General features: G+C 66.8%; 11 protein-coding genes. 7 read left to right on the forward strand and 4 right to left on the reverse strand.

Annotated elements, in window-relative coordinates; all coding sequences use genetic code 11:
• Positions 1–4: 4 nt before the first annotated feature.
• The 4 genes from BLR75_RS23770 (at position 5) to hemE (ending at position 8971) form a co-directional block, all read left to right on the forward strand.
• Entirely contained in the window at positions 5–1612 is a 1608-nt protein-coding gene (locus tag BLR75_RS23770; protein ID WP_084314524.1) for an AAA family ATPase, read from the forward strand.
• A 220-nt stretch (positions 1613–1832) separates the two neighbouring features.
• On the forward strand, positions 1833–6278 hold the full coding sequence (gltB, locus tag BLR75_RS23775; RefSeq protein ID WP_084314525.1) for a glutamate synthase large subunit: 4446 nt from the start codon (positions 1833–1835) through the stop codon (positions 6276–6278).
• Between the two features lie 30 nt (positions 6279–6308).
• Complete coding sequence (locus BLR75_RS23780; RefSeq protein WP_084314526.1) at positions 6309–7727, forward strand: FAD-dependent oxidoreductase; 1419 nt, start codon at positions 6309–6311, stop codon at positions 7725–7727.
• 176 nt (positions 7728–7903) lie between these two features.
• The gene (gene hemE / locus BLR75_RS23785) at positions 7904–8971 is read left to right on the forward strand and encodes a uroporphyrinogen decarboxylase (RefSeq protein WP_084314527.1); all 1068 of its coding nucleotides are present in this window, start codon (positions 7904–7906) and stop codon (positions 8969–8971) included.
• Positions 8972–9084: 113 nt separating this feature from the next.
• Here the strand turns inward: hemE and gabP are convergent, their stop codons facing one another.
• Together gabP and BLR75_RS23795 are read right to left on the reverse strand one after the other, a co-directional pair.
• Positions 9085–10479, reverse strand: coding sequence for a GABA permease (gene gabP, locus BLR75_RS23790; RefSeq protein WP_084314528.1), 1395 nt, complete (start codon positions 10477–10479; stop codon positions 9085–9087).
• A gap of 264 nt (positions 10480–10743) precedes the next feature.
• Positions 10744–11991 (reverse strand): MFS transporter, encoded by a 1248-nt coding sequence (locus BLR75_RS23795; RefSeq protein WP_245726189.1) that lies wholly within the window; start codon positions 11989–11991, stop codon positions 10744–10746.
• Positions 11992–12214: 223 nt separating this feature from the next.
• Between BLR75_RS23795 and BLR75_RS23800 the strand changes: the two genes are divergently transcribed.
• Positions 12215–13126 (forward strand): LysR family transcriptional regulator, encoded by a 912-nt coding sequence (locus BLR75_RS23800; protein ID WP_084314530.1) that lies wholly within the window; start codon positions 12215–12217, stop codon positions 13124–13126.
• A 109-nt stretch (positions 13127–13235) separates the two neighbouring features.
• A complete protein-coding gene (locus tag BLR75_RS23805) occupies positions 13236–14006 on the forward strand; it encodes a ParA family protein (RefSeq protein ID WP_084314531.1) in 771 nt (256 codons plus the stop codon).
• A 34-nt stretch (positions 14007–14040) separates the two neighbouring features.
• Here BLR75_RS23805 and trxC read toward each other — a convergent pair whose 3' ends face one another.
• Positions 14041–14475, reverse strand: a complete 435-nt coding sequence (trxC, locus tag BLR75_RS23810; RefSeq protein WP_084314532.1) for a thioredoxin TrxC — start codon at positions 14473–14475, stop codon at positions 14041–14043.
• Between the two features lie 129 nt (positions 14476–14604).
• On the reverse strand, positions 14605–15882 hold the full coding sequence (locus BLR75_RS23815; protein WP_084314533.1) for a bifunctional O-acetylhomoserine aminocarboxypropyltransferase/cysteine synthase: 1278 nt from the start codon (positions 15880–15882) through the stop codon (positions 14605–14607).
• A 233-nt stretch (positions 15883–16115) separates the two neighbouring features.
• Between BLR75_RS23815 and BLR75_RS26825 the strand changes: the two genes are divergently transcribed.
• Positions 16116–16793, forward strand: coding sequence for a hypothetical protein (locus BLR75_RS26825; RefSeq protein WP_169720290.1), 678 nt, complete (start codon positions 16116–16118; stop codon positions 16791–16793).
• Positions 16794–16812: the final 19 nt, after the last annotated feature.

Genomic DNA, 16812 nt, shown 5'->3' on the forward strand with positions numbered 1-16812 from the left:
TCCTATGTCCAGTTTGCATGCCGACGAGGCCTTCCTGGCCCACTACCAGTTCAGCCACGATCCCTTCGCGCCACGGGTTCCCGGCTTCAAATTCTTCCCGGCGCAGCGCAAGCCGGTGCTGGGGCAACTGCATCACCTGGCGCGCTACAGCCACCTGCTGCTGGCGGTGACCGGTCCGCTGGGCAGCGGCAAGACCCTGCTGCGCCAGGCCCTGGTCGCCAGCACCAACAAGGAAGTGGTCTCCAGCGTGGTGATTTCCGGCCGCTCGGCGGCTGACGAGGCGACCCTGCTGCGCCAGCTGGCGCAGGGGCTGGGCATCACCCAGACCAGCGTCGACGCGATCCTGACCAAGGTGGCGCAACTGGCGATCACCGGGCATGACGTCTACCTGCTGGTGGACGATGCCGAGCAGCTGCGCGAGGGTGCGGTCGAGGTGCTGCTGCGGCTGGCGGCCGGCAACAGCGAGGCGCGCCTGCACGTTTTCCTGTTCGGCGAGGCCGAGCTGCTGGAGCAGCTCGAGGCGTTGTCCGAGGGCGAGGAGCGCTTCCATGCCATCGAATTGCAGCCCTACAGCGAGGAGGAGACCCGCGAGTATCTGGTCCAGCGTCTGGAGGGTGCCGGGCAGGGTGGCGAGCTGATTTCGCCTGAGCTGCTGGCCGACATCCACGAGCAGTCCGGCGGCTGGCCGGGGGCGATCAACCAGGTGGCCCGCGATGCGCTGATCGAGGCGATGCTGGCCGAGCGCGGCAAGGCGCGCAAGCCGGCGGCTGCGGCTGGCTTCCAGTTGCCGAAGAAGCATCTGCTGGTGCTGGCGGTGGTGGCCGTCGGCGTGGTCGCTGCGTGGTTCATGCAGGGGCATGGTGGCAAGCCGGAGGCGACCGCTCCCGCGACGGCGCAGGCCCCGGCCGATGGACAGGCGCCGGCAGTGGAATTCGCCGGCTCCAACCAGCCGCTGCCATTGCCGCTGGTGGGCGAATCGCAGCCGGTGATCCGCGAGCCGATGGCCCAGGCCGGCGGCCAGGAAGATCCGGACGAAGGTGCGCTGCCCTCGGCCATGGTTCCGCCGACCGTGACTACCAGTGCTCCGCCGGTCACGCCGTTGGCGAACAGCGGCCCGGCGCCGCTGCATCCGGTTCCGCCGGCGCCGACCAGTGCGGCCGCTCCGGCTCCTGCGCCTGTGGAACCCAGCGCACCGGCGGCGCCGGCCAAGCCTGCCGTCGTCCAGGCCGCTCCGGCCAGGCCGGTAGCCAAGCCTGCGGCGCCTGCTCCTTCCGCCAAGCCCGCGGCTGCCAAGCCGGCTGCCGCTGCGGCTGGTGGTGGCGGTGAGGCCGGCTGGTATCGTGCGCAGGCCGGCGCGCGCTACGCCGTACAGGTGCTCGGCACCGGTTCCGAGGCCAGCGCCCAGGCCTTCGTCCGTCAGCAGGGCAGCGGCTACCGCTACTTCCGCAAGAGCCTGCAGGGCAAGCCGTTCTACGTGGTGACCTATGGCAGCTTCGCCGATCGCGCCGCGGCGCAGGCGGCGATCAAGAGCCTTCCGGCCAGGATTCAGGCCTCCAAGCCCTGGCCGCGGACCTTCGCTAGCATCCAGCAGGAGATCGCCAGCACCCGCTGACGTTCCCTTCGCTGTGACAAAACCCCGCAGTCGCTAACACGACTGCGGGGTTTTTCATTTCATTCTTGCGACATCAATTTACAAGGGTTCGTCGCAAAATTTGTGGTGGCGAAGTCACCTGTGTACAATGGCCTCCCTTTGCCTATCGGAAACTCGCCGGATGAGCGGGTGTGTAGGCAATGCATATGAATTAAAAAAGTTTTGCCGGTGAGAGTTCCCTATGAAAGCAGGTCTGTACCATCCTGAAACGTTCAAGGATAACTGCGGATTCGGCCTGATCGCCCATATGACGGGCGAGGCAAGCCATCAACTTCTGCAAACAGCGATTGAAGCACTGACCTGCATGACCCACCGAGGTGGGATCAACGCGGACGGAAAAACGGGTGACGGTTGCGGCTTGCTGATCCAGAAGCCGGACCTGTTCCTGCGTGCAGTGGCCAGGGAAGAGTTTTCGGTCGAGCTGCCCGAGCAGTATGCGGTGGGCATGGTGTTCTTCAACCAGGACCCGGTGAAGGCCGAGGCCGCTCGCGAGAACATGAATCGCGAGATCGTCGCCGCCGGGCTGCAGCTGGTCGGCTGGCGCAAGGTGCCGATCGACACCAGCGTCCTCGGCCGCCTGGCCCTGGAGCGCCTGCCGCAGATCGAGCAGGTGTTCGTCGGCGGAGCCGGTCTGTCCGACCAGGACTTCGCCATCAAGCTGTTCAGCGCGCGTCGTCGCTCCTCGGTGGCCAACGCCGCCGATGCCGATCACTACGTCTGCAGCTTCTCGCACAAGACCATGATCTATAAGGGCCTGATGATGCCCGCCGACCTGGCGGCCTTCTATCCGGACCTCGGTGACGAGCGCCTGCAGACCGCGATCTGCGTGTTCCACCAGCGCTTCTCCACCAACACCATGCCGAAGTGGCCGCTGGCCCAGCCGTTCCGCCTGCTGGCGCACAACGGCGAGATCAACACCATCACCGGCAACCGCAACTGGGCCCAGGCGCGCCGCAACAAGTTCACCAACGATCTGATCCCGGATCTGGAAGAACTCGGCCCGCTGGTCAACCGCGTCGGTTCCGACTCCTCCAGCATGGACAACATGCTGGAACTGATGGTCACCGGCGGCATGGACCTGTTCCGCGGCCTGCGCATGATCATTCCGCCGGCCTGGCAGAACGTCGAGACCATGGACGCCGACCTGCGCGCGTTCTACGAATTCAACTCGCTGCACATGGAGCCGTGGGACGGCCCGGCGGGCGTGGTGCTGACCGACGGCCGCTACGCCGTCTGCCTGCTCGACCGCAACGGCCTGCGTCCGGCGCGCTGGGTGACCACCAAGAACGGCTACATCACCCTCGCCTCGGAAATCGGCGTGTGGGACTACAAGCCGGAAGACGTCATCGCCAAGGGCCGCGTCGGCCCGGGCCAGATCCTCGCGGTGGACACCGAGACCGGCCAGGTCCTGCACACCGACGAGATCGACAACCGCCTGAAGTCGCGCCACCCGTACAAGCAGTGGCTGCGCCAGAGCGCCTTGCGCATCCAGGCGACCCTGGACGACGACCACGGCGTGGCCAGCTATGACGCCGACCAGCTGAAGCAGTACATGAAGATGTTCCAGGTCACCTTCGAGGAGCGTGACCAGGTGCTGCGTCCGCTGGCCGAGCAGGGCCAGGAAGCGGTCGGCTCGATGGGCGACGACACCCCGATGGCGGTGCTGTCCAAGCGCATCCGCTCGCCGTTCGACTACTTCCGCCAGCAGTTCGCGCAGGTGACCAACCCGCCGATCGACCCGCTGCGCGAAGCCATCGTGATGTCCCTGGAGACCTGCCTGGGCGTCGAGCGCAACATCTTCGAAGAGTCGGCCGACCATGCCAGCCAGGCGATCCTCACCACCCCGGTGATCTCGCCGGCCAAGTGGCGGACCCTGATGAATCTGGATCGCCCGGGCTTCGAGCGCCACTTCATCGACCTCAACTACGACGAGTCCACCGGCCTCGAAGCCGCGGTGCGCAACATCGCCGACCAGGCCGAGGAAGCCGTGCGCGCCGGCAAGGTACTGCTGGTGCTCAGCGACCGTCACATCGCCCCCGGCAAGCTGCCGGTGCATTCCGCGCTGGCCGTCGGCGCCGTGCATCACCGCCTGGTCAGGACCGGCCTGCGCTGCGACTGCAACATCCTGGTGGAAACCGGCGCCGCCCGCGATCCGCACCACTTCGCGGTGCTGATCGGCTTCGGCGCCTCGGCGGTCTATCCGTTCCTGTCCTATGAAGTGCTGGCCGACCTGATCCGCACCGGCGAAGTGCTGGGCGACCTCTACGAGGTGTTCAAGTACTACCGCAAGGGCATCTCCAAGGGCCTGCTGAAGATCCTCTCGAAGATGGGCATCTCCACCGTCGCCTCCTATCGCGGCTCCCAGCTGTTCGAGGCCGTCGGCCTGTCCGACGAAGTCACCGAGCTGTGCTTCCCGGGCGTCGCCAGCCGCATCCAGGGCGCGCGTTTCCTCGACATCGAGAACGAGCAGAAGCTGCTCGCCGCCGAAGCCTGGAGCGCGCGCAAGCCGATCCAGCAGGGTGGCCTGCTGAAGTTCGTCTACGGCGGCGAATACCACGCCTACAACCCGGACGTGGTGAACACCCTGCAGGCTGCCGTGCAGCAGGGCAACTTCGAGCTGTTCAAGGAATACACCGCGCTTGTGGACAACCGTCCGGTGTCGATGATCCGCGACCTGCTGAAGGTCAAGGAGGCGCCGCAGGCGCTGAGCCTGGACGAAGTCGAGCCGCTGGAATCCATCTTCAAGCGCTTCGACGCCGCCGGCATTTCCCTCGGCGCGCTGTCCCCGGAAGCCCACGAGGCGCTGGCCGAGGCGATGAACCGCCTGGGCGGCCGCTCCAACTCCGGTGAGGGTGGCGAGGATCCGGCGCGTTACGGCACGGTGAAGAGCTCGAAGATCAAGCAGGTGGCCACCGGCCGCTTCGGTGTGACCCCGGAATACCTGGTCAACGCCGAGGTCCTGCAGATCAAGGTGGCCCAGGGCGCCAAGCCCGGCGAGGGCGGCCAGCTGCCGGGCGGCAAGGTCAACGGCCTGATCGCCCGCCTGCGCTACGCGGTACCCGGCGTGACCCTGATCTCGCCGCCGCCGCACCACGACATCTACTCCATCGAAGACCTCGCCCAGCTGATCTTCGACCTCAAGCAGGTCAACCCGCAGGCGCTGGTATCGGTGAAGCTGGTTTCCGAACCCGGCGTCGGCACCATCGCCGCCGGCGTGGCCAAGGCCTATGCCGACCTGATCACCATCTCCGGCTACGACGGCGGTACCGGCGCCTCGCCGATCACCTCGATCAAGTACGCCGGTTCGCCGTGGGAACTGGGCCTCGCCGAGACCCACCAGACCCTGCGCGGCAACGACCTGCGCGGCAAGGTCCGGGTGCAGACCGACGGCGGCCTGAAGACCGGCCTCGACGTGATCAAGGCGGCCATCCTCGGCGCCGAGAGCTTCGGCTTCGGCACCGCGCCGATGATCGCCCTGGGCTGCAAGTACCTGCGCATCTGCCACCTGAACAACTGCGCCACCGGCGTCGCCACCCAGAACGACAAGCTGCGCAAGGACCACTTCATCGGCACCGTGGACATGGTGGTGAACTTCTTCACCTTCATCGCCTCGGAAACCCGCGAGTGGCTGGCCCGCCTCGGCGTGCGCAGCCTCGGCGAGCTGATCGGCCGCACCGACCTGCTGGAAATCCTGCCGGGCGAAACCGCCAAGCAGCAGAACCTCGACCTCACCCCGCTGCTCGGCAGCGACCTGATCCCGGCCGACAAGCCGCAGTTCTGCGAAGTCGAGAAGAACCCGCCGTTCGACCAGGGCCTGCTGGCCGAGAAGATGGTCGAGCTGGCGCGCGACGCCATCAGGAGCGGCAGCGGCGGCGAATTCGAACTGGAAATCGGCAACTGCGACCGCTCCATCGGCGCGCGGATTTCCGGCGAGATCGCCAAGGTGCACGGCAACCAGGGCATGGCCAGGGCGCCGGTCACCTTCCGCTTCAAGGGTACCGCGGGCCAGAGCTTCGGCGTGTGGAACGCCGGCGGCCTGCACCTGTACCTGGAAGGCGACGCCAACGACTACGTCGGCAAGGGCATGACCGGCGGCAAGCTGGTGGTGACCCCGCCGAAAGGCAGCCCGTTCAAGACCCAGGAGTCGGCCATCGTCGGCAACACCTGCCTGTACGGCGCCACCGGCGGCAAGCTGTTCGCCGCGGGCACCGCGGGCGAGCGTTTCGCCGTGCGCAACTCCGGCGCCCATGCCGTGGTGGAAGGCACTGGCGACCACTGCTGCGAATACATGACGGGCGGCTTCGTCTGCGTGCTGGGTCGTACCGGCTACAACTTCGGTTCCGGCATGACCGGCGGCTTCGCCTACGTACTGGACATGGACAACACCTTCGTCGACCGCGTCAACCACGAGCTGGTCGAGATGCAGCGCATCAGCGGCGAGGCGATGGAGGCCTACCGCAGTCACCTGCGCAAGGTCCTGGTCGAGTACGTGGAAGAGAGCGCGAGCGAGTGGGGCAGGAATATCCTGGAAAACCTGGATGACTACCTGCGTCGCTTCTGGCTGGTGAAACCGAAGGCCGCGAGCCTCGGTTCCCTGCTCAGCAGCACCCGTGCAAACCCGCAATAAGCGCCTGAAGAAGTTTGATGAGGTCTTGAAATGTCTGAACGTCTGAATAACGACTTCCAGTTCATCGAGGTCGGGCGCAAGGATCCGAAGAAGAAGCTGCTGCGTCAGCGCAAGCGCGAGTTCGTCGAGATCTACGACCTGTTCAAGCCGCAGCAGGCGGCTGATCAGGCGCACCGCTGCCTGGGCTGCGGCAACCCGTACTGCGAATGGAAGTGCCCGGTGCACAACTTCATTCCGAACTGGCTGAAGCTGGTCTCGGAAGGCAACATCCTGGCCGCCGCCGAGCTGTCGCACCAGACCAACACCCTGCCGGAAGTCTGCGGCCGGGTGTGCCCGCAGGACCGCCTGTGCGAGGGTGCCTGCACCCTCAACGACGGCTTCGGCGCGGTGACCATCGGCTCGGTGGAGAAGTACATCACCGACACCGCCTTCGCCATGGGCTGGCGCCCGGACATGTCGCGGGTCAAGCCGACCGGCAAGCGCGTCGCGGTGATCGGCGCCGGCCCGGCCGGCCTCGGCTGCGCCGACGTGCTGGTGCGCAACGGCGTGACGCCGGTGGTGTTCGACAGGAACCCGGAAATCGGCGGCCTGCTGACCTTCGGCATCCCCGAGTTCAAGCTGGAGAAATCCGTGCTGAGCCGGCGCCGCGAGGTCTTCACCGGCATGGGCATCGAATTCCGCCTGAACACCGAAATCGGCAAGGACGTGACCATGGAACAGCTGCTCGACGAGTACGATGCAGTGTTCATGGGCATGGGCACCTACACCTACATGAAGGGCGGCTTCCCGGGCGAAGACCTGCCGGGCGTGCACGACGCGCTGGACTTCCTGATCGCCAACGTCAACCGCAACCTCGGCTTCGAGAAGGCGCCGGAAGACTTCGTCGACATGAAGGGCAAGCGCGTGGTGGTCCTCGGCGGTGGCGACACCGCGATGGACTGCAACCGCACCTCGATCCGCCAGGGCGCCAAGAACGTGACCTGTGCCTATCGCCGCGACGAAGAGAACATGCCGGGTTCGCGCCGCGAGGTGAAGAACGCCAAGGAAGAGGGCGTGAAGTTCCTCTTCAACCGCCAGCCCATAGCCATCGTCGGCGAGGACAGGGTGGAAGGCGTGAAGGTGGTCGAGACCCGTCTCGGCGAGCCGGACGCCCGTGGCCGTCGCAGCCCCGAGCCGATCCCGGGCTCCGAGGAGATCATCCCGGCGGAAGCCGTGCTGATCGCCTTCGGCTTCCGTCCGAGCCCGGCGCCGTGGTTCGACCAGCACCGCGTCGAGATCGACAGCCAGGGCCGCGTCATCGCCCCGGCCAACGCGGAGTTCAAGCACCAGACCAGCAACCCGAAGATCTTCGCCGGTGGCGACATGGTCCGTGGTTCCGACCTGGTGGTGACGGCGATCTTCGAAGGCCGTACGGCTGCCGAGGGCATCCTCGACTACCTGGGCGTCTAAGCCTGGGTATGTAGGAGCGAGCTTGCTCGCGAACCACTCCGCAGTGGGGCCAGGGTTCGCGAGCAAGCTCGCTCCTACGAAAAGCAAATGCCGCTGATGACAAAAGGCACGGCACCCGCCGTGCCTTTTGCTTTGGGCTTTGCGAAAATGCCCGCACTTTTTTTCCGGATGCCACCATGACTGCCCTGAAGAACGATCGCTTCCTCCGCGCCCTGCTCAAGCAGCCCGTCGATGTCACGCCCGTCTGGATGATGCGCCAGGCTGGCCGCTATCTCCCGGAGTACCGCGCCACCCGCGCCAAGGCCGGCGACTTCATGAGCCTGTGCATGAACCCGCAGCTGGCCTGCGAAGTCACCCTGCAGCCGCTGGACCGCTATCCGCAGCTGGACGCGGCGATCCTCTTCTCCGACATCCTCACCGTTCCGGATGCCATGGGCCTCGGCCTGTACTTCGAGACCGGCGAAGGTCCGCGCTTCAGGAAGGTCGTGCGCACTGCCGCGGACATCGAGGCGCTGCCGGTTCCCGATGCGGAGAAGGACCTCGGCTACGTCATGGACGCCGTGCGCACCATCCGCCGCGAGCTGAACGGCCGCGTGCCGCTGATCGGCTTCTCCGGCAGCCCCTGGACCCTGGCGACCTACATGGTCGAGGGCGGCTCGTCGAAGGACTTCCGCAAGTCCAAGGCGATGCTCTACGACAACCCGCAGGCGATGCATGCGCTGCTGGACAAGCTGGCGCAGTCGGTGACCAGCTACCTCAACGGCCAGATCCTCGCTGGCGCCCAGGCGGTGCAGATCTTCGATTCCTGGGGCGGCAGCCTGTCGTCGGCGGCGTACCAGGAGTTCTCCCTGGCCTATATGCGGAAGATCATCGACGGCCTGATCCGCGAACACGAAGGGCGCCGCGTGCCGGTGATCCTGTTCACCAAGGGCGGCGGCCTGTGGCTGGAATCCATGGCCGACAGCGGCGCCGAGGCGCTGGGTCTGGACTGGACCTGCGACATCGGCAGCGCCCGCGCCCGCGTCGGCGACAGGGTCGCCCTGCAGGGCAACATGGACCCGTCGGTGCTCTACGCCAATCCGGCGGCGATCCGCGCCGAAGTCGGGCGCATCCTGGCGGCCTACGGCAACGGCAGCGGCCACGTGTTCAACCTCGGCCACGGCATCACCCCGGAAGTCGACCCGGCCCACGCCGGAGCCTTCTTCGAGGCGGTGCACGAGTTGTCGGCGCAGTACCACGCCTGATCTGTCGACGACCGGTTCATCCGAAACGAAAAAGCCCCGCCAGAGATGGCGGGGCTTTTTCATGTCGGCTGCGCCTTTCGCGGGCATGGCCCGCTTGTACAGGTCGGTCTGGATCAGGCCGCGTCGGCCACCATTCCGGCGGCACGCTGGGCCTTGCGGCGCTGGGACACCAGCAGGCCGGAGCAGACCACCACTATGGTCAGCAGGGTGGTGGCGACCACCTCCATGCGGTGGTCCGGGCGGATCATCATGGTCACCAGGGCGGCGACGATGAAGATGATCACGGCCCAGGTCAGCCAGGGGAACAGCCACATCTTCAGGGTCAGCTGATGGCCGCTGGCGAGCAGCTTCCTGCGCATGCGCAGCTGGGACATGGCGATCACCAGGTACACCAGCAGGGCGATGGCGCCGGAGCTGGCCAGCAGGAAGTTGAACACCTCGGCCGGCGCCAGGTAGTTGGCGAAGGTGCAGAGGAAAGCCATGGCGGTGGACAGCAGCACGGCGAACACCGGGGTGCGGCTGGCGTTGGTCACCTGGGCGATGCGCGGGGCGTCGCCGCGCTTGCTGAGGCTGAACAGCATGCGCGAGGCGGTGTACAGCGCCGAGTTCAGGCAGCTGGTCACCGAGACGAGGACGATGATGTCGACGATCAGCTTGGCGTACGGAACGTTCAGGGTCTCCAGCACGGTCTGGTAGGAGCCCATGCTGGCCAGGCGCGGATCGTTCCACGGCACCAGGCAGACCACGATCAGGATCGACAGCAGGTAGAACAGCGCGATACGCCAGATCACCGAGTTGGTGGCGCGGGTGATCTGCTGGGCCGGATCCTTGGACTCGGCGGCGGCGATGGTGACGATCTCCGAACCCATGAAGGAGAACATGGTGGTCAGCAGCGCGGCCAGCACGGCGCCCCAGCCCTTGGGCATGAAGCCGCCCTCGGCGTACAGGTGGCTGATGCCGCTGACCTGCGGGTTCAGCGAGACGCCGAAGATGGCGGCGCAGCCGAGGACGATGAAGGCGATGATCGAACCGACCTTGATCAGCGCCAGCCAGAACTCGAACTCACCGTAGTTCTTCACGCTGAACAGGTTGGTGACGGTCAGCGCGGCGGTGATGACGAAGGCCAGTACCCAGATCGGCGCGCCGGGGAACCAGGCGTGGATGATGGCGCCGGCGGCGTTGGCTTCCAGCGGGATCACCAGCACCCAGAACCACCAGTACAGCCAGCCGATGGTGAAGCCGGCCCAGTGGCCGATGGAACGGTCGGCGTAGGTGGAGAAGGAACCGCTGTCGGGCTGGGCCACGGCCATTTCGGCCAGCATGCGCATGACCAGCACCACCAGCGCGCCCGCGACCAGGTAGGAAATCATCACGGCGGGGCCGGCTTCGGCGATGGCGTGGCCGGAGCCGACGAACAGACCGGCACCGATGGCGCCGGCAATGGAGAGCATGGTGACATGACGATTTTTCAGGCCCTGGGCGAGCCCGTTGGAAGGGGTACTGCTCATGCTTTACCTATTGCTACTACAGGAGGGAAACGGGGTATTGCGGAATCGAAAGAGGGGTGTTTCGAGAATCCAACAACGTGTGCTGGATTCTGTACGCAAGGAACGCGCCACATCCTGTTACAACTAAAGTCGCATGGATGGGTAGAAGATACCCGGCGCCCGGCTGGCAGGCGCTGGGAGGATGCTGGTCATTTGTTCTTCAGCGACGAAACATGTCTGTTGGCGACTCTTTCTTTCTGGAGCGTGTGTAGATTCGACACACTTTCAGCCGTTCGACGTCGTGCTTCCATTGACCGGTAACACCGCCAGCCGCGACAGGTGCAGGGCGATGCCCAGCGCGATTACCAGCAGCGCGGCGATGAACAGGCCGACGCCCATCCAGCCGAAGTGGTGCCAGAACACCCCGCCGGCGGTACCCGCCACGCTGGAGCCGAGGTAGTAGCAGAACAGGTACAGCGAGGAGGCCTGGCCCTTGGCCCGCAATGCGCGGCGGCCGATCCAGCTGCTCGCCACCGAATGCGCGGCGAAGAAGCCGAAGGTGAACAGCAGCAGGCCGGCGACGATCAGCGGCAGGGCGCTGAACAGGGTCAGCAGCAGGCCGCCCAGCATCAGCAGCAGCACGCTCCAGAGCACCTTGCGCCGGCCCAGTTTGTCGGCGAGGGAGCCGACCCAGGCGGAGCTGTAGATGCCCACCAGATAGACCAGCGACAGCACGCCGACCAGCGCCTGGCTCATGTGGTAGGGCTCGGCCAGCAGGCGGTAGCCGATGTAGTTGAACAGGGTGACGAAGCCGCCCATCAGCAGGAAGCCGACCAGGAACAGCCATGGCAGGCCGGCGTCGCGCAGGTGCCCGGCGAAGCCTTCGCGCAGCTGCCGCAGGTTCAGCGGCGTCGGGCGGAAATTGCGCGACTCCGGCAGGATGCGCCAGAACACCGCGGCGGCGACCAGCGCGATACCGCCCAGCGTCGCCAGGGCGACGTGCCAGGAGACGAAGTCCACCAGCACGCCGGTGATCAGCCGCCCGCTCATCCCGCCGATGGCGTTGCCGCCGATGTACAGGCCCATGGCGAAGCCGATGTGGCGCGGATGGATTTCCTCGCTCAGGTAGGTCATGCCCACCGCCGCCAGGCCGCTCAGGGCCAGGCCGAGCAGCGCGCGCATGACCAGCACGCCGTGCCAGGTCGGCATCAGCGCGCTGCCGATGGTGAACAGCGCGGCGAGGAACAGCGAGGCGACCATGATCGACTTGCGGCCGATGGCGTCGGAAACCGGACCGGTGAACAGCAGGCCGACCGCCATGGTGATGGTCGATACCGACAGCACCAGGCTGCTCTGCGCGGCGGTCAGGGCGAAGGCCCGGGACAGCACCGGCATCATCGGCTGCACGCAGTAGAGCAGGGCGAAGGTGGCGAAACCGCCGGCGAACAGCGCCAGTGCGGTGCGCATGAAGGCCGGTGTGCCTCTTTCTATGTGGGTGTCGCTGCCGGCGTCGTTATCGGCGACCAGCGACAGGCTGGCGCCGGCGGCAGGGAAGGGTTCGCTATCCTGGGAAGCCCGCAAGGCGGAATGGCTCACAACTCACCTCGAATTCAGGTTGATTGGTCCGGAATGCCTGCTGGCGCAGGTGGGACCGTTGAAGAGAAAGTTGTTATTGGGCTTGTGTGGAAAGAATACGGAGCGGAATTTATTATTTCCAATATATTAATCGACACGTTTGATATGTAAGACGAATCATATGGAGCTGCGTCACCTGCGTTACTTCATCGCCGTCGCCGAGGAGCTGCATTTCGGCCGCGCCGCCGGACAGCTGGGCATTTCCCAGCCGCCGCTGAGCCAGCAGATCCAGGCGCTGGAAGAGGAAATCGGCGCGCGCCTGCTCGACCGCACCAACCGCCGCGTCGCCCTGACCGCGGCCGGGCGGCTGTTCCTCGACGAGGCGCGGGCGATCCTCCAGCAGGTCGACAAGGCCGTGCTGCTGGCCCGGCGCGCGCACCAGGGCGAGATCGGCGAGCTGAAGATCGGCTTCACCGCCTCGGCGCCCTTCACCTCGAGCATCCCGCGCAGCATCCTGGCGTTCCGCCAGGCCTGCCCGGAAGTGCATCTCGACCTCCAGGAAATGAGCAGCGCCCAGGTGGTGCAGGCGCTGCAGGACGAGCGCGTGCAGGTCGGGGTGATCCGCCCGATCGCCCTGCCGGACAGCCTCGAAGCCGTGGAGCTGTTCAGCGAACCGCTGGTCGCCGTGCTGCGCGCCGATCATCCGCTGGTGCCGCAGAGCGCCGACGGGCTGTCGATCGCCGCGCTGGCCGGCGAGCCCTTCGTGTTCTTCCCGCGCAGCTACGGCACCGGCCTCTACGACAACCTCATGGAGCTGGCGCGGCAGGCCGGCTTCACCCCGGCCATCGCCCAGGAAGCCGGCGAGGCGATGACCATCATCGGCCTGGTGGCGGCCGGCATGGGGGTGTCGATGCTGCCGGCGTCGTTCCGCCGGACGCGGGTGGACGGCGTGGTCTATCGCACCCTCAGCGATCCCGGGGCGACCACCTCGGTGTGGCTGGTGCGGCGGCGCGACGAACGCTCGCCGCTGGTGCAGTCCTTCGTCGACCTGGTCACCCGCGAGGTGGGCCGCCCGAATCCGCCCGGGACATGACCGGCGTCCGGCCCGTTCGCCGGCCCGGCGGCGTGCTTCGGCGGAAAGGCTCGCCTGTGGCCGGAGGCAGCGCATAGAATCCCGGGCAGCATGAAAAGGAGGGAGCTGTATGCGGCGCGTGGTGTTCAATCAGAAAGGCGGGGTCGGCAAGTCCAGCATCGCCTGCAACCTGGCGGCGGTCAGCGCGGCCGAAGGCTACCGGACCCTGCTGGTGGACCTGGACGCCCAGGCCAACTCCAGCCACTACCTCACCGGCCTCACCGGCGACGACCTGCCGCCGGGCATCACCGGCTTCTTCCGCCACGTGCTGAATTCCGGGCCGTTCAGCCGCAACGGCGGCGTGCAGATCCACGAGACGCCGTTCGACAACCTGCACGTGATCACCGCCAACGCGGAACTGCGGGACCTGCAGCCGAAGCTGGAGGCCAAGCACAAGATCAACAAGCTGCGCAAACTGCTCGACCTGCTGGAAGACGACTACGACCGGATCTACCTGGATACCCCGCCGGCGCTGAACTTCTACACCGTATCCGCGCTGATCGCGGCGGATCGCTGCCTGATTCCCTTCGATTGCGACAGCTTCTCCCGCCAGGCGCTGTACGGCCTGCTGCAGGAGATCGAGGAACTGCGCGAGGACCACAACGAGGACCTGGAGGTGGAAGGCATCGTGGTCAACCAGTTCCAGCCGCGCGCGACCCTGCCGCAGCAGATGCTCGACGAGCTGGTCGGCGAGGATCTGCCGGTGCTGCCGGTCTACCTGATGAGTTCGGTGCGCATGCGCGAGTCGCACCAGGCCTGCACCCCGCTGATCTTCATGGACCCGCGCCACAAGCTGACCCAGCAGTTCGTCGAACTGCACGATCTGCTCGAAGCGGAGTGATCCCCCGGCGCGGCGACCGGCTTGCCGCGCTGCCTCAAATCCCCTGGCGCGCCAGCCAGTCGAGCAACTGCGGCAGCGGCATGGCGCCGCTCTGGCGCGCCACTTCCTGGCCGTTGCGGAACAGGATCAGGCTGGGAATCGAACGGATGCCCAGGCGCGCCGAGACCTCCCGGTTGGCATCGCTGTCCAGCTTGCCCAGGCGGCAGCGCCCGGCCAGGCGCGTGGCGGCCTGCTCGAACACCGGCGCGAAGGCCTTGCACGGGCCGCACCAGTCCGCCCAGACATCCAGCAGCAGCGGCAGGTCGCCCTTGATCTGCGCGGCGTAGCTGGCATCGGTGATTTCGATGGGGCGGTTCGGCAGCACTTCGCCCCGGCAGCGGCCGCAGCGCGGCTGGTCGGCAAGGCGCTCGGCGGGGAGACGGTTGAGGCCGCCGCACTGCGGGCAGGGAACGAGCAGGGTTTCGGACATGGTGGGGTTCCTGAGGCAAGGGAGCGCAACCAATGTTGTGCCGCGGCAGCCCGATTGCAATGGGGACGGGGTGGTCCGGATCGAATCGGGATGCCTGTGGCGGTTGCCAGTGCGGGGCAGCCTCGTCCGCTAGCGAGCAGCGGCCTGCAGCGCCTGGGTCAGGTCGGCGAGGATGTCGTCGATGTGCTCGATGCCGATCGACAGGCGCACCATGTCCTGACTGACCCCGGCGCGCGCCAGTTCCTCCGCGTTGAGCTGGCGGTGGGTGGTGGACGCCGGGTGGCAGGCCAGCGATTTGGCATCGCCGATGTTCACCAGCCGCACCACCAGTTGCAGGGCGTCGATGAAGCGCGCGCCGGCTTCGCTGCCACCCTTGATGCCGAACGAGAGAATCGATGCCGGCCGGCCATCCATGTAGCGCCGGGCCAGGGCGTTTTCCGGGTGATCGGCCAGGCCGGCGTATTTCACCCAGGCTACCTGTGGATGGTCTTGCAGGAACTCGGCGACCTTCAGCGCGTTGTCGCAATGCCGCTCCATGCGCAGGGCCAGGGTTTCCAGCCCCTGCAGGATGAGGAATGCGTTGAATGGCGAGAGTGCCGCACCGGTATTGCGCAGCGGCACCACGCGGCAGCGGCCGATGAAGGCGGCTGGGCCGAAGGCTTCGGTGTAGGTCACGCCGTGGTAGGACGGGTCGGGAGTGTTGAGCAGCGGGAAGCGCGCCTGGTGCTGCGCCCAGGGGAACTTGCCGGAGTCGACGACCATGCCGCCGATGCTGGTGCCGTGGCCGCCGATGTATTTGGTCAGCGAGTGCACGACGATGTCCGCACCGTGCTCGAACGGCCGGCACAGCACCGGCGTCGCCACGGTGTTGTCGACGATCAGCGGCACGCCGTGGCGGTGCGCGGCGTCGGCCAGGGCCTGCAGATCGACGATGTTGCCTGCCGGGTTGCCGATGGACTCGCAGAACACCGCCTTGGTGCGCTCGTCGATCAACGCTTCCAGCGCCGGGATGTCGTCATGGGCGGCGAAGCGCGTCTGGATGCCGAAGCGCGGCAGGGTGTGCGCCAGCAGGTTGTAGGTGCCGCCATACAGCTTGGCCACCGAGACGATGTTGTCGCCGGCCTCGGCGACGGTCTGGATCGCGTAGGTGATGGCCGCCATGCCCGAGGCTACCGCCAGTGCGCCGACGCCGCCTTCCAGCGCGGCGACGCGTTCCTCCAGCACGGCATTGGTCGGGTTCATGATCCGCGTATAGATGTTGCCGGCCACCTTCAGGTCGAACAGGTCGGCACCGTGCTGGGTGTCGTCGAACGCGTAGGAGGTGGTCTGGTAGATCGGCACGGCCACCGCCCTGGTGGTCGGATCGGGGCTGTAGCCGGCGTGGACGGCGAGGGTTTCCAGTTTCATGCGACGCTCCTTCGTATGGGATGGCAGGCATGCCAGCATGGGGATGCACCGGTAACCGGTCAATGTCGCAGGGCAATGAATCGGGGTAAGCCGGCGCCTGGTCGATTTCGCTGCCTACCGCTGGTCGTCATGGGGGCTGCATCGTGAACGCAATAGTTACCAAACATGTCTAGTCTCATGTGTTAAGCAAGTGTTCCACCACCACCGATATCCAAGAACAATCGAGGTGTCCCATGAGACAGCGCAAGACACTGATCGCCGCGGCAATCTGTGCGGCCCTGTATGCCGGAGCAGCGGTGACCCCGCTGATCGATCATCTGGTTTCTTCGGCCGAGGCGGCGAGCGGCTCGGGCGGAGGTGGCCACGGCGGCGGAGGTGGCCACGGTGGCGGTGGAGGGGGCTCCGGCGGCGGTGGTGGCGGTGGCGGCGGTTCGGGCGGCGGCGGAGGTGGCTCGGGCGGCGGCGGTGGCTCCGGTGGTGGCGGCCATGGTGGTGGCTCAGGTGGCGGATCTGGCGGGGGCCATGGCGGCAGTGGATCGGGTGGCGGCTCCGGTAGCGGCCATGGTGGCAGCGGCCATGCCGGTGGCGACGATGGTGGCGGCCGGGGCGGCAATAGCGGTCCGGGCAGCGCCAATAGCGGACCGGGCAAGGCCGGCGGCACTGCCAGCAACTCGGGGCCGGGGCGCAGCCAGGGCGATGTCGGCGAGGCGCGCGGGCGGGACGCCGAAGGCGAGGGCCCGCGTGGTGCGGATAGCCCGGGTGACGTTGGCGAAGCCCGCGGTCGTGACGCCGAAGGTGAGGCTCCCCGCGGCCAGGACGGCGTAGGCGACGTTGGCGAAGCCCGTGGCCGGGATGCCGAAGGCGAAGCGCCGCGCGGTCAGGATGGGGTCGGCGATACGGTCAGCAACTGACCACCCGTCACCGCCGGAG

Source organism: Pseudomonas jinjuensis, assembly GCF_900103845.1.
Lineage (GTDB): Bacteria > Pseudomonadota > Gammaproteobacteria > Pseudomonadales > Pseudomonadaceae > Pseudomonas > Pseudomonas jinjuensis.